The sequence below is a fragment of the Lachnotalea glycerini genome (genome assembly GCF_003201285.1).
In the GTDB taxonomy this organism is placed as follows: domain Bacteria; phylum Bacillota; class Clostridia; order Lachnospirales; family Lachnospiraceae; genus Lachnotalea; species Lachnotalea glycerini.
Window position 1 is genome coordinate 266,431 of sequence record NZ_QICS01000004.1, and the last position, 15,601, is coordinate 282,031.

A 15,601-nucleotide genomic window follows, 5' to 3' on the forward strand; every position below is an offset into this window, starting at 1 on the left:
AGGTATAATTATCAATAAAGTTTAACAGTACGATTGGCATTCATGAATTGATCAGGAGGTAGGTATGAAATTCCAGTATGGGCAAGAGAATGGACATGAGCGAATTACAATACAAGAAATAGCAGAGAAGCTGAAATTATCTTCAACGACTGTGTCGAGAGCGATTTCTGGTAAAGGCAGGGTTAGCTTAGAAACACAGAATAAGGTATTTGACTTTTTGGAGACGAATCATTACATACCAAATATTAATGAAAAGTCAGATAAAAAGTCGAAGAATATCTGTGTACTTTTGCCAGGGGAAGAAGGACATGCGCAACTGCCTTATTTTCAAGAGATTTTGTTAAGTATTTATGACTGTTTTTCAGCGTTTGATTATGGGGTATTACTGGCCAAGACAACTGCTTCGGATATACAAGCATTAAAAGCGTTGGTAGAGCAGCATAAAATAGACGGAGTGGTATTTTCCAGAACAATAAAAGGAGATTCGGCAATACGCTATTTAAAAAACCAAAAGATTCCTTTTGTGGTCATTGGAAGCTGGCCGGAAAAAGAGGTAATTCAGGTTGATTTTGACCAAGAGGGCGGCTGCAAAGATTTGGCTTTTGTATTGCTTCGAATGAATATTAAGAGAATTGCATGTATTTGTGGTGACGAAGGGCATATTGTAACCCAGAGCCGATTAAAAGGCATACGAGATGCCTACCGTGAGGCGGGAGTTATCATGGAGGAGGATTTACTTTATACCGGAGCAGTCTATCCATCGATCGTGGAAAAAAATGTGATGGAGATTCTGCAAAAAAAAGCGGAATGCATACTTTGCCTTGATGATAATATCTGTATGGAGGTGTTAAATGCGCTTCATAAGAATCAGATCAAGATTCCTAAAGAGATCAAGGTTGCTTCTTGCTATGGAAGCAAGCTGTTGGCAAGTTGTTATCCTGCTGTCACCTGTCTGGAATTTGATGTAAAAGAAATAGGTGGTGTCGCTTCTAAGAAGCTTTTAGATGCCATAAACAAAAATGCAGATTACAATAAATTAATCCTTGGCTATCATGTTTTAATCAAAGATTCTACGATGTAGTCAAGGAAGTTGTGAAAAACGGAGAAATAAGATGGAGAAAAATAGGGAAATCAGACTTGAAAAAATATTGCATGGAGGTGATTATAATCCAGAGCAATGGCTGGATTCTCCGGAAATTCTGGAACGAGATTTGGAGCTTTTTTTAAAGGCAGACATCAATGTAGTTACAGTGGGAATGTTCTCATGGAGCTTGCTAGAACCAGAAGAGGGGAAATATCAAATTGACTGGCTGTTACATATCATTGATCGGATGTATCAAAATGAAATTTATACAATACTTGGCACACCTTCTGGAGCAAGACCACAATGGCTTGCCAAGTGCTATCCAGAGGTGCTTCGAGTAAATGAGAAAAGGGAAAGAAATCTTTTTGGAGGACGTCATAATCATTGTTATACTTCTCCTGCTTATCGCCAAAAGGTAAGAGAAATAAATTTTTTTCTGGCAAAAGAATTGGGAAATCACCCCGGTGTTTTGCTTTTTCATCTTTCAAATGAATATGGCGGAGATTGCCATTGTCCGCTGTGTCAAGAAAAATTTCGAAGCTGGTTGAAAAAACGATATGGTACAATAGAGGAACTAAACCGCAGATGGAATACCACTTTCTGGAGTCATACCTACCAATGCTTTGAGCAGATAGAAAGCCCCTCTTCAATCGGGGAAATGCATCTTCATGCTTTAAATTTGGATTGGAAAAGATTTGTTACAGCACAAACAGTGGATTTTGCACTACAGGAGAAGAAAGCAATTCGTGACGCAGGCTGCCAAAAACCGTTTACTACTAATTTTATGGGAGATTATGATGGACTAAATTATAGAAAATTCAAAGAGGTAATTGACATTGCATCTTGGGACAGCTATCCGCAGTGGCATAGCAAGCCAGAGCCTCAAACAGCATTAGAAACTGCATTTATGCATGATTTTATGCGTACGCTTCTCAAAAAGCCATTTTTATTAATGGAATCGTCACCCTCTTCTACAAACTGGCAAGAAGTCAGCAAATTGAGAAAGCCCGGAATGCTTCATGCTGCTTCATTACAGGCTATAGCACATGGCTCTGACAGTGTACTGTATTTTCAAATGAGGCAAAGTCAAGGAGCTTCTGAAAAATTTCACGGAGCAGTAATTGACCATTACGCAGGAGAAGACACCAGAGTTTATCGTGAGGTTTGTCAAGTGGGAGAAACACTTGCGGGTCTGTCTGAACTTGCGGGAACCATACAAAAACCAAAGGCTGCAATTTTATATGATACAGAAAACAGATGGGCGCTCATGGACGCACAAGGACCAAGAAATGTTGGCTTGCCATATAATGAAACAGCACAAAAGCTTTATGGTGGACTTAGAAGACTGGGAATAGACTTGGATGTCATTGATATGGAAGATTCGTTAGAGGATTATCGTATTGTTTTGATTCCCATGCTTTATCTGTTTCGGGCAGGAATTGAAGATAAAATCAAATTCTTTGTAGAAAACGGAGGTATAGCGGTTATGACCTTTTGGTCGGGCATCGTTGATGAAACGGATGCCTGCTTCTTGAAAGGCACACCTGGTAATCTGACAGATGTATTTGGACTACGTCAAATGGAAATGGATGGATTATATGACAAAGAAGAAAACACAGCACTTCCAATCGAAGGAAATTCGCTTTCCTTTAAAAGGAGCTATACTTGCCAAAAGCTGTGTGAATTGGTGAAAGTGTCTGATGCTAAAGTGCTTATGACTTACGAAAAAGATTTCTATAAAGGTTTGCCTGTTTTAACTTGCAATCAATATGGGAAAGGAAAGGCATATTATATTTGTGCGGATATGGAGCAGGCATTTTATGATGATTTATTGGAGGCAATACAGAAAGAGGCAAATTTAGAAAAACCTCTTTCTTATATTCCAAAAGGTGTAGAAGTCACCACCAGAGAATCCGATGAAGCAATTTATCTAATCATACAAAACTTTAATCCAGATTCGGTAGATATGACTTTGCCGTTACAGGAATATACGATTATTTACGGTGAAAATACCCAGAAATTGGCTGGATTTGCAACTGTTGTTTTAAAAAAGATGAAGCAATAGATATCTGACAGCTTCACAGACGGATCAAGAATCTATCTGCAAAGCTGAAAAAGTAATTCATAAAATAGAATTTTAACCCTCCGAACCCATGAAGTTTGGAGGGTTGTTTTATACCTTGATAAATTCTCTTGGGTTTTTGGAATATAAAAAACACTCTGTAAAGAGGTGTAACAAAGTGCAGTACTTTGTTCCTATGCTGACAAATAATGAATACTTTTTGGCAAAAATAGTATATAATTGGTAAAAAAAGTTGTTTAACAATATAGACTTGACTCGGATTTTGTCGTATTATATTAAGATAAGTATTGGTAAAAATTAACAGTTTATTTGTATTAAGAGATTAACCATTGTTACTAATTCATTAAAAAGGAGGAGAGAAGATTAATATGGAGCATGTAGATGAGAAAATTTTAAAACAAAAGCAAATGATGGAGGAATTTGAAAAGCAGAGATTTAGCGAGGAGACGATTGAAATAGAGAACCAAAGTTCAATCTTTGACGGTATGGTTGAGATACATAAAATTCCGGTGGGCTTTGCAGAAAGAACGCTCTTAGACGATAAGATAGCGATCTGGATGCCAGAGGATTTTGAAGAATTCACACAAGAGGAAATCAATGCAGTGTACCTCCTTGGGAACAAGCCGGATGTAGTGTATGGTAACACATACCTGAACTTCTCCATTGGCTTTCATTTTACTTCCAACGAAGTACCAAATGAATATATGGGAGACTTTAACAAGATAGCAAAAATGATTTTGGAAAAATCAGGACCTAAAGTAACGATTTATTCCGAAAAGGTAAAAAAGAAAGGAAACCATATCGTTTCAAGCATGGAACTGGTTTCTCATACGGTAACGGATGCCATTTATAATGTCATGTTTTACAGCTCCTTAAATGGTAAAGTATTGATTGGATTTATTAACTTTAATTATAAATATTTAAATCGGTATAAGACAATTGCGAAAGAGATGTTAGAGTCATTCCGATTTATAGAAGATTCTGGGGAGGAGAATGAATAATGAATACAATTTCTTATGCAGATATCACTGTGGATGGATTTCCCTTTCAAAAAATTGAACAGCTTCTCATCAGCCATGCACCAAACGATCATGGCTATGCAGAAGTAGTTGGTGAACTAGATTCATCAACGGCACAGGATTTTTTAAAGCGAGTGGATGAAAAGATGATGGTGTCTATCACTTCAAAAGCAGAGGGTCAGCCCACAAATCTCTTTTTTGGCTGCGTTCGCAACGTTTCCTTGCAACAGGAAACAGAGTACAGCAAGGTGACCTTACAGTTATACTCCATGAGCAGAATACTGGATATGGAGAAAAAGAATAAGACTTATCAAAATACGGCGAAAACCTATGGACAAATTATCTCAGCCGATATTTCCGACAAAGGTGATTTACATATGATGGTATCAGATAAGGCAATCGGTGCACTCATCATGAAATATAATGAAACGGATTGGCAATTTGCAATGCGCATGGCTGCCAAATTAAATGCCCCTTTGGTTTCCAATTTATCCTCTCCCCGACCACAGATTTATATTGGCTTGCCTCCGGCAAGTAAGACGATTACGGTGAAAAAGACTTCGTATTCTTACGGCAGTGATACCGGAGCTTATGCACAGATGGGTTCGGGTGCACTGGCACAGGATTTTGGCAGTGAACAGATTGAGAGCTACGAATACGGATACGTGGGAGATCAGATTACGTTTGGAGAAAAGAGCGGAAGAATAAAGAGCGTGAAAGCTTGCCTGAAAGACGGAATCTTAACGATGAGCTATGGCTTATTATCAGGAGGTGGCTCGGCTGCCTCAGCCAGTGCAGGAGCCAGTGCCGGTTCAGGAACAGGAGGATTTGCAGGAATAGCGGCTCCGGTTACTCCCAATGCTCAAGCATCTGGGAAAATGATGCGGGGAAAAGTGATGGCGGTATCAGGGGACAAGGTACAGGTGCACCTTACGGATGTCGACAGCAGTTATGACGGAGGCGGAAGCTGGTGGTTTCCTTATTCCACAGCATATTCCTCAAGTGATGGAAGCGGCTGGTACTGTATGCCGGAGATCAAAGATGAGGTTCGGGTATTTTTTCCGTCAGGAAATGAAGGAGATGCCTTTGCAGCCAGCTCGGTCTGCGCGAATCCACCGACCAATCCCAAGCATAAAAGCTGGAAGGCACCTGGAGGAAAAGAAATACTTCTTACCGATGAGGGTATGTATATTATAGGAAAGTCTGGAAAGATATATATCAATTTAACCGATGAAAAGGGCATAGAAATTCATTCAGACAAAGACATTAATATATCTTCCGATGCAAATATTAATATCAACTCTTCCTCAGAGGTGCAAATCGTAGCGAAAAACCAAATTATTATAGGAACCGAAAGCGCTTATCTTGATCTGACTCAAAACTCAGCAACGCTGGCTGCAAGTCAGGTATTGATTAATTAGGGGGATAAAATAATGGGAAACAGTTGCATTGAGATGTTTGAGGAAACCTTTTATCCCAAAGCATTTTTAAATCTGACAAATAAGACAATAGAAGCATTCGAGGAACGGTTGGAAGAGACGATAGAACAATTAAACGATAAAATGAAAAATTACTTTCTGGGGCTTTGTAACCTACAAAAAGAGAGACTAGCGCCAAAAGTATCAGAGATAAACATTTCCTTTTTGTATACCTCCGGTCTATGTGGAGAGCCTAAGTTTCGCATTGACAGCTATGGAGAAGGCGGAAGGCTTATTTCGGAAAGTGTTTTCACTGAAGAACTTTCTGCAGACTGGCTTTATGCTTATGTAGAGGAATTTACTCAGGAGCTTTATGAATATACATTAACAGAGAGTATCAGACGTTTTGTCAGACCGGCTGAACTAGAGGTACTTAAGCTTCGTGCGGTTAGAAGCCTGCTTTATTACTTTTCCAGCCGGTTTCGTTACATTATCCCTGATATTTTGGATTACAAACAAATGGCAAAGATAAAGAAAGATGAAAGCTTTGTGATTTCGATGGGTGAGTATATGGATTGGCAGAAAACCACATATGCCATTCTTCCAGAAGTAGATCTCTTTAATTGTGAGCAAAATACGGTGTTGTCTTTTCGCAGATTCGCTGCATTTTATTATCAGGACAAGAGATTTAGCGGACTGAAAATGAATAGTGCGAGATTCATGGATTGTACGTTCACATGTTCTGTTATAGAAGATTGTGTGATGAACGACTGCGTGTTTTCAAACTGCGTTTTTGAAAATATGACTATTAAAAATACGAAAATGATAGGATGTCTATTCCTTGATTGTACCATAAAGAACAGCGTTTGGGATGAGGTGGTATTTGATCTGGAAGAACCGAAAGAAGATGAGACACAATATTATGAGCCTGCGGAGTTTTATCGCTGTGATTTAAAGGAGAGCCAGTTCAAAGAATGCATTCTGTCATATTGTTCTACGAATGAATGTGACATGGAACAAGTAACAATTGATGGTGGACGAACAGAGTATTCCGGTTTTTTGGAGAAGGATGAAATTTTATGGTTGAATGGACAGGGGGAGTAATGCATGGACTATTTTGAATTATTTCAAAGTGAAAAAGTAGAAAATGCTGTGGAGCTAATGGGACTTGACAGCAGCCAGTATCCTTATGCCATGACAAAAGGAGATTTTGAAGTACTTGATAAATTAAAAGTTGCCTATTACAGCGGTCGTGAGACGGAGGAAATGTGTGATATTCTAAAGGAACCCACCTGTCTTATTTCCAATGAAATAAAAAGACTGTTTGAATTATATGACAGAAGTCTGGAATACAAAGGAGTGCAGCTCTTTTCTACGGCAAGTGAGAATACGACAAGTCCGCTGTACTGGGTGGCAGGATTTCCTATTATTGACTGTCTGCATGAAAGCTCACAAAAATATGGCAATGGAATGTTAAAGGAATTGATTTTAGATAAAAAGAAGATAAGGGGACTTAATATTTTCCGTGTAGCAGGACTGTTGGAGCACAAAGTGATTGTCACTCTCCCGGTTGCAGAAAGTATACTTAGAAGGAGGCTTTACGGAATTGGATTACGAAGGGTTAAGGTGGTCTAAATGGCGGATGGACAAAAATATGTAGTGCATGGTATGAGAGCAAAATGCAGCGAAGGATCAATGGAAAACTATATCAACACCGATGTCGGACATGGAATTGTCTATCAGGGTCAGCCTGTTCTAAATGCCAATGATCATGAAAAGAATGTGAATCTGACCCATTTTGGAGACTGTAATTCTAAGCTTATTTACGAGGAAGCAAAAAAGCAGGCAGATGAAAAATATAAAACAGAAGAAGGGGACGGATTCTTTTCTAAGATAGGAAAAGCAGTTGCAAAGACCGTAACGAAGGCAGTGCTTGACGTAAAGGCGGTATTTGCATCAAATAAGTGTGAACTGGACACCCCTCTGCCGTGGATCTTTGCCAGCAGGGATCATATGATAGACGGAGCCCCCGCTCTTACGATGGAGAGCCAGTGCGCCTGCAAGTTTGGCGGAATTATTACGATTGTACCTGAGGCAGAGGAGGCTTCAGAGGAGGAAAGCGAGCAGGAAGAGGAAGTAGTAGAAATTGAACCGAATGCTGTACCTTTAGTAGCAGCGGCATCCGAAACGGCAGAAACCGGGATGAAAACTAAGGCAGAAATGGCGGAAGGAGTAACAGCAGGAGTTGCAGCGGCATTGGCAGGAATGGCAATAGCGGCAAAGAATAAGGAGGTTAAAGAAAATGAAATAAATGAGAGTTCAGAGGGGAGTATTAGTACTCAGCAATTAACTGAAATATTAGTAAATACAAATCATTTTCAAGCAAATGCTGTCACTGATTCTATGGCTGTTGAATTGAATAGAGTTTTACAAGAATATAACATTACAACAAAACAGGAAGTTCAAATGTTTTTAGCTGCGACTATACATGAATCACGCCTTTCTCTTTCAGAGGCAGGTTGGTGTGGCACAGAAACTGTCAAAAAATATTGTGAGAAGTATGAGCCGAATACATCTATCGGAAAAGATTTAGGAAATATACAAACAGGTGACGGATACAAGTTTAGAGGTGCTGGATATATTCAACTTACTGGTCGATATAATTACCAGAAATTCTCTGAACATATAGAAATAAAATATGGCTATGATGCAGAAATCATGAAAAGAGGAGCTGATTATATTATTACAAAATATGCTTGGGAAGCGGCGGGATATTATTGGAATAAAAATGAAATTAACAAAATTATTCAAGATGGAAATGATGATAATTTAGACGATATTATGATTTATAAACGAGTATCCAATGCAATTAATAGGGGTAATGCTGATTCAAAAAAGGATCCAGGAGAGTGGAGTGATAGACAAGAACGGTTTAATGAAGTTTTAAGTGCTTACGAATAGTTATGATAAAAATTCACATTAAAAGATATAGTCGTTGGGATAAATAAATTTGAATTCTGAAATTATCAATAAAACATTGTAGATAATTGCGAAACAAGTTTATCGCTTTCGCGTCTCTAAAACGCCTAATTAAACATTATTTTGGGAGGAGTGAAATGAGAAAAAAAAGATTAAAAGTGTTTATTGTTATATTATTTTTTTTAGCATTGTTTTATGTTGGTATACATATGACATCTAGAACTCGGTTTCAAGCTAATAACACTTATAATATATCAAGTTTAACATACACAAAAAATGATGTGAACGTTTCTTATCCAAATATTTCGGGATTAAAAGACGCTGAAATACAACAACGTATTAATGATTTGTTGAAAAAAGAAGCCTTTAGAGAATTAGACTTACAGGGTGAACCGTTTATTGAAGAAAATGGTGTAGAAGATATAAAGTTGTTTATAGAATATCAAATTTTAAATCAAAATAATAATTGCTTAAGCGTGAAATATACGGGCGATGTTTTTGTAAAAGACTCTGCTTATTCAAGATCAATACTCACTACGATTAATATTGATTTAAATAAAGGAACCCGACTACAACTTAGAGATATGATAAATGTTGATTATGGGTTTGTTAAAGAGATTAGAGAAGTGTTACGTCTATTTATTAACAAAAATCCAGATTTGGAAATTGTATATAAAGAAAAATTGGAATATGATGATGATGATTTTATAAATGTATTTAGGCAAGCGGATAATGAATTGGGTTCAGATTGCTTTAGCTATCTTACTGAGGATTATTTAGGAATCAGTTTTGCTACAGCACATACTGCTGGAGACCATTTTGAGATTGAAATAGAGATTAAAGATATTTTAAAGTACTTAAAAAACAAAAAAGTAATTGAATAGTTTAGTCGTAAGAAATTGCGTTAATGTAAAAAAAGCAGTCAATAATTCTTTATCAAATAAAAGAAGTACAGTATTCATCGGAATGACTTTAAACATAGTTTTGCAGGAAAAGAAAGAAGCATAATGAAGATTATGAGTTGGAAGAGGAGAATTAAGAGGAACAAAAGAATCAAGATAACTTATGCTGTTTGGAAGAAGTTAAGCAATTTAGAACAACCAAGGGAGTAAATCAAAATGGAAAAGACCAAATGAATGAGGAGGTATTTATGAGTGATAAGGGAAAAATAGGAATATTGCCAATTATTGTTGTAATATTCTGTCTGATAGCAGCGTTCTTTCTTTTTACAAAGATAAATCCAGAGGGATGGCTGAAAAAGGAGAGTAAGACGGTTAGTCTGACCGATATTCCAGCAGGTGATAACGGTGCCTATACAGGAAAAGTGGCCGGAGAAGATGTGCCAAGGCTTACAGGAAGTGAAGAATTTGAAGAAATGACAGGTTCACAGTATATCACGGTTACCCCTCAAAAGGTAATAAAGACAGGGGTATATGGCTTGAAGCCGTGGCTGGATCCATATCAAATTACGAAAGGAAGAAATAACAGCGGTAGGTTGTACACGACAGGCAGAAAAGCAGCAGAAGTTACCGATAGTGCTATTATGGCAGCGTCCCATTATATCGAATATAATTTGATTCAGCTACCAGATGATTCTTATATTCTGGCACAATTTAGTGATACCTATAGAAAGGCAATCGAAAAAGGGGAGACAGTTACACTTCCACTTGGAATAAGGAAAACAACAGGAAAGGAAACAAGGTCGTATCTGAACGAGATATGCAGCCAATATGGGGCTAACCCTGACTATGTTCTGTATGCAATCGATAATGAATGGAATGAAGAACATGAGTTTACCTTATTTATGATTCGAGTTGGAATTTCAGCAGTAGTATTTCTAGTTCTGGCAGTTGTCTTACTCGTGGCAGTTGACAAGGTAAGACATAGGAATTAAACATACAAGGAGGGAGAATGTATGGCAAAAGAGGAAATGACTGGATTAGGGCAGCTTGTGCTACTTTCGGAAATGGAAGCACGATACATAAAGGACATTCACATCATAGAAAAGGCCAATGAACACGGCATTCTAAGGGTGAGCTTTCTTTCCAAAAAACAGATGGAGTCTACGGATGCACTGCGCTATCAAGGCAGTCAGCTACAGGTTCTGGATGAAACAGGGGCATGTATTTTTTCGGGAATCTGTACAGCAATTCAGCTGCAAAAGGAGACAGAGTATACAGAAGTACAGGTTCAAGCTAAGACCTTATCCATACAAACGGATCAACAAAGCAAAACAAAGACTTTTCAAAGTACAGGAAAGACATTACTAGGAATACTGAATCAAGGAATTGGTAATCAAACATTGGTACAGGTGGATTCCGACTTGACAGTGCCGGAAATGTTGTCCCAGGAGGAAGAAACAGATTGGGTATTTAACCGCAGAATTGCGAATCAGTATGGAAAGCAAGTATTTGTTAACAGTAAGACAAATGGATGCCAGATACATGTCGGGAATCAACCTTTTACCATAAAGGAAGCAGGAACGATTCTTTCGTTATCGAAAGGAAGAAATGTGGACAAGGTAAGAGCCATTCAGGCAGGCGCTAGTCAAAGTGCCTCTGTCTTTGAATTTGAAGAGACTACACTAACAATCTGCGACCTTACCATTGGAGCAGGATATGCGATTCACTATGAGGGCAGGACACAAACGGTTACCCAAAGCGAAATAAAAGCAAGCCAAGGAGTTTTGGTCAATCGGATTACTTTAGTTAATGCAGAAGGGGTCATGCCAGAGGTTTCCCGCTCTCAGGGGACAACAAAACGTTCCAGTATCCTGACAGGAACCGTAACTGCAATCGATGGAACGAACGTAAAAGTAGATTTCCATACACCAAACGATGCGCCAAGGTGGATGCCCTATGCAAGCCCCGTAAGTAACTACTTTTATTCTATGCCAGACATTGGAGATACCGTATTTGTCTACTATGAAACCGGAGACAGTGAAAAAATCGTATGCTTAGGAAGCCGCCATGTGAATCAAAGCCCTGACTTTTCCAATACAAAAAACAAGATGATGACCGCCAATAACCGGATGGTGAAATTTGCAGAAAAAGAAGCAGACTTTATCGGGAATCGCTCAGAATATGACGGAAACGGAGGAGAGCAGGCAAAAATCACCTTCAATGATGAAACAGGAATCGAAATACAAAGCACAAAAGACATCAGCATAAAAGCGGATGAGAAAATAAACATACAGGCCTTAAATGGAACCTATAGTGGAATCGATGAACTAAAACAGCAATTTGACCAGATGTATGGAGAAGGAGACACGAAATACACATCAGATGGCGGAACGATGGAATTTGATGCCATGTCCCTGCTCGCTTCAAGAAGCTATAATGCTTTAAAGCAAAATGTGATACAGACGATAGAAGCACCCTTTCAGGTGGTAGGAACGTTACAAGAGCTAACCGGGCGCATCGGAGGCAGTGCAGGAACAGAAAGCGAGGCAGAAGCAGAAGCCGCTTTGGAATTTGAGGATGGAGCAGCCCGCATACTATCTTTAGATAAATTGATTATGCAGGTGGGAACCACTTGTGTCACCTTTGCAGGAGGGGTAATTCAGATTCGTACCAATGCCTATATGCAGCTTGGAACAGACCGCAGTGCCACCTTTGAACATCTGGAGGATGCTAACTATACATGGAAGGATATGATATTGGATGTCACTCAGTGTGCGCTTGATATTGTAGGTGCTCTTCCAATCCCAGGTGTATCCACAGCGGCAAATCTTGTGAATGCAGGAATTAGTCTGGCAAGAGGGGACTATATGGGTGCTGCTATTTCAGCAGGAACCGCTGCTTTATCCTTAATTCCAGGTGCCAATACAGTAGCCGGTGCCGCAAAAGCAGCTGTCACTGCCGGAAAATTTGCAAAAACAGTTAAAAAAATTGGGACCGTAATAAAAGTTGCAAAAATGTTAAGCAGTGGAGCAAGCAATCTAAACTTGGTTCTAACCACAGGTATGGCTGTCTGGGATATTGGAACTGCCATTAGTAACGGCACGTTCGACATGAATGACCCACAATGCCGTCAGGATGTGATGAGTATCATTCAGGCATCCTCAAACGTTGCCAAATCAAAAGTAGAGAAATCAAAGACAAAAGGAGAGGATGGAAAAGAACGGTTTAAGACCCGCGGAGAGAAAGAAGCAGAACGTCAACAGCGAAAGGAAACCAGAAAGCAGAACATACAAAAAGCCAAAGACACGGTGAATAACGTCAAAAAAAATGCCAAGGCAAAGCTGGATGAATATTCGGCCAACCGTTGTAAAAACGGCGAGCCAATTGACATGGTAACTGGAAGTTATCTGATTGAACAGTGTGATATGCTAATCAATGACATCACAGGCTCCACGGCCATTGAGCGAACGTATGAATCCCTTCTGTCAGAGGAAGACTCCCCAGTCGGAAAGGGCTGGACCTTAAGCATTTTCAGTCATGCCGATATCGAGGACGAAAAGATAGAAATTCTACTTCCAGACCAGCATACGGAGACTTTTTTAAAAACCGCAGAGGGTTATCGAAATCGGAGAGGAGGAACCACGCGTCTTTGCCTTACTGAAGAACGAGAAGGATATCGTCTGACCAACCAAACAGCAAAGACGAGCTGGTTCTATGACAGGGAGGGCAGACTTCTTTCCATCACAGACCGAAATGGCAATCAGACGCGATATGAGTATAACCAAGATACCTTGACAAAAATCAGCTTTGCCAGTGGTCAATACCTGATGCTTTCCTGGGAAAAAGATAAGCTGGTCAGTATGAAAGACTGTATTGGACGAACGGTGGAATACCGTTATCAGGATGATTATCTGATCGCTGTCACCATGGTTAATGAAAAAACAGAAACCTACGGATACGATACCAGAGGAAGAGTCAATGAGATTACCGATGCCAACGGCATCACCTATGTTCACAACGAATATGACCACAAAGGCCGCGTGACAAAGCAAAGTCTTTCAAACGGTCAGGAATACATCCTGCTCTATGAAGAAGATAACCGAGTCAATACCTATCTGGCACCGAACAATGGGAAAGAGATTAAGTATCACTATAACCTGTTAAAACAGCTTGTCAAAACCGAATACGAAGATGGTACCTTTGAGGAATACGGTTACGATGCATGGGAAAACAGAGTATGGGAAAAAGACCGAAACGAAAATGAAACCAGACAAGAATACGATGAAAGCGGTCATTTGCTCAGACGCAGCGAGCCATCCGGTCTTACGCTTTACTATGAATACGATGAAAGCGGAAACTGCATTCATAAATGGGACAATGCCAAAATGGACAGTCGATATACCTATGACTTAGCAGGAAATCTGATAGAAGAAATCCAAAAGGTGGACGACAATCGAAGCCGCAGTTACCACTTTACCTATGATGCCTATGGAAGAATCACCTCTTTTGAAGATCCAAACGGCAATCGGGAAAGCTATGAATACGGTCATCTCTTTGGTGAAGAGCAGATCTATGTGAATGCAAATGGAGAGAAAACCAGCTACACCTATGATGCGGCAGGGCGCTTAATGACCCGTACAGACGCAGACGGAACCAGCCGATACGCCTACAATCATTATGACCTTTTATGTCAAGCAACCAATCCACTCGGACATACAAGCCGTTATGTCTACGACGGAGTGCTTGACTTGGTGCAGGTGGTGTCTCCCAATCTTTACAAAGAAACAATGGGGGCTGAATCCGGGGATCGTTACCAATACGATGCATTTCACCATCAGACCATGCACATCGATGCGGTGGGAGGCGTGTACGCCCTGCTTTTAGACGGAGAGGGAAACCCGGTCAAAGAAATTCATCCCAATGCCTACCAAAAAGAAGACAAGGACGGAGAAGGCATCCAAAACCATTACGATTCTGGTGACCATAAATACAAAATCGAGTACCCGGACGGAGGAATCCGGCGCATCTGGTACGATGCAAACGGAAACATCAAAAAGGTATGCAATCCGACACAGTATGAGGAAAAGACCGATAATGGTCCAGGTTATCAATACCAATACGACAGCACTAACCGATTGATTCAGATCGCAGGACCAGAGGGAGAAATCCTCTACCAGTACACCTATGACTTAGCCGGAAATCTGGTCAAAGCAGTTCATGGAAAAAACTGCCTTGCAGTGAATACGCAAAGAGACAACACACAAGGAAACGATACCAAAGAAGGCAACGCCAAAGAGACAACCGAAACGATTGGAGAATTATATTCCTATAACAGCCTTGGCTGGCTGACACAAAGCCGCACTCCCATGGAATACCGGGACGAAACGGTATGGTATCAGTTCATCCAATACGAATACGATCTGGCAGGAAACTTAATCAAAGAAAAACGCTACCGCGATTACCAGACCAAGGAAAGCCAGGAGGGAGAAACCCACATCATTTCCTACGGATACGATAAGCAGGATCGTTTGATAAAAGTCAGCGACTGCACCGGAGCCGTGCTGCAATACGCTTATGACAAAAAAGGCAGAAGAACGCTGGAAAAGCGAAGAATCAATCAAAGCACCGAACAGATCATGCGCTACTTTTATGATGAGGGAGGCCGTTTGATTCGGGTGCTGAAACGTGCCGATTTATCAGGCTGTGGAAAAGAAGCCGTATCGGTACGTTATGAATACGATAAAAACGGTAATCAAACCCGCATTCAACTGCCCTCGGGCGGAGAAATTCTTCGGGAATACGATGCAGCCGACCGCTTAATCGAAGAAACACACAAAGAGAAGAAAAGCAAAATACACAATACCACCCATTTTGCGTATGATAAAGCCGGAAATCTCATAGAGATAACCGATAATCAGGGACGTAAAACCAAAATCGAATACGACCTGCTAAACCGCGAAATCCGCCGTACCGAGCGGGATGGAGGGGTAACCAGACAGTTCTATGATACCGATGGGCAGCTCGTTAAGGTTATCCGTCCTAAGGAATATGAAGCCGAAAAAGAGGCAGGAGCAGGAACCATCTATACATATGATGCCAAAGGACAGCTCTTAAGT

The 15,601-nt window shown here is 40.1% G+C and carries 10 protein-coding genes; all 10 read left to right on the plus strand.

The window, feature by feature from the left end:
• The first annotated feature begins 64 nt into the window (after positions 1-64).
• A complete protein-coding gene (locus C8E03_RS10880) occupies positions 65-1,081 on the plus strand; it encodes a LacI family DNA-binding transcriptional regulator (RefSeq protein ID WP_094378457.1) in 1,017 nt (338 codons plus the stop codon).
• Between the two features lie 31 nt (positions 1,082-1,112).
• Entirely contained in the window at positions 1,113-3,149 is a 2,037-nt protein-coding gene (locus C8E03_RS10885; protein WP_094378456.1) for a beta-galactosidase, read from the plus strand.
• Positions 3,150-3,535: 386 nt separating this feature from the next.
• Positions 3,536-4,168, plus strand: a complete 633-nt coding sequence (locus C8E03_RS10890; RefSeq protein ID WP_110291059.1) for a hypothetical protein — start codon at positions 3,536-3,538, stop codon at positions 4,166-4,168.
• Positions 4,168-5,607 (plus strand): hypothetical protein, encoded by a 1,440-nt coding sequence (locus C8E03_RS10895; protein WP_110291060.1) that lies wholly within the window; start codon positions 4,168-4,170, stop codon positions 5,605-5,607. Before C8E03_RS10890 ends, C8E03_RS10895 begins: the two co-directional genes overlap by 1 nt.
• A gap of 12 nt (positions 5,608-5,619) precedes the next feature.
• On the plus strand, positions 5,620-6,708 hold the full coding sequence (locus C8E03_RS10900) for a pentapeptide repeat-containing protein (protein ID WP_110291061.1): 1,089 nt from the start codon (positions 5,620-5,622) through the stop codon (positions 6,706-6,708).
• Positions 6,709-6,711: 3 nt separating this feature from the next.
• Complete coding sequence (locus C8E03_RS10905) at positions 6,712-7,239, plus strand: hypothetical protein (protein ID WP_110291062.1); 528 nt, start codon at positions 6,712-6,714, stop codon at positions 7,237-7,239.
• On the plus strand, positions 7,240-8,565 hold the full coding sequence (locus C8E03_RS10910) for a PAAR-like protein (protein WP_110291063.1): 1,326 nt from the start codon (positions 7,240-7,242) through the stop codon (positions 8,563-8,565).
• Between the two features lie 155 nt (positions 8,566-8,720).
• Positions 8,721-9,467 (plus strand): polysaccharide deacetylase family protein, encoded by a 747-nt coding sequence (locus tag C8E03_RS10915; protein ID WP_110291064.1) that lies wholly within the window; start codon positions 8,721-8,723, stop codon positions 9,465-9,467.
• A gap of 266 nt (positions 9,468-9,733) precedes the next feature.
• Complete coding sequence (locus C8E03_RS10920) at positions 9,734-10,477, plus strand: hypothetical protein (RefSeq protein ID WP_094378449.1); 744 nt, start codon at positions 9,734-9,736, stop codon at positions 10,475-10,477.
• Positions 10,478-10,498: 21 nt separating this feature from the next.
• On the plus strand, positions 10,499-15,601 hold a 5,103-nt coding region (locus C8E03_RS10925; protein WP_110291066.1), incomplete at its 3' end, for a DUF6531 domain-containing protein.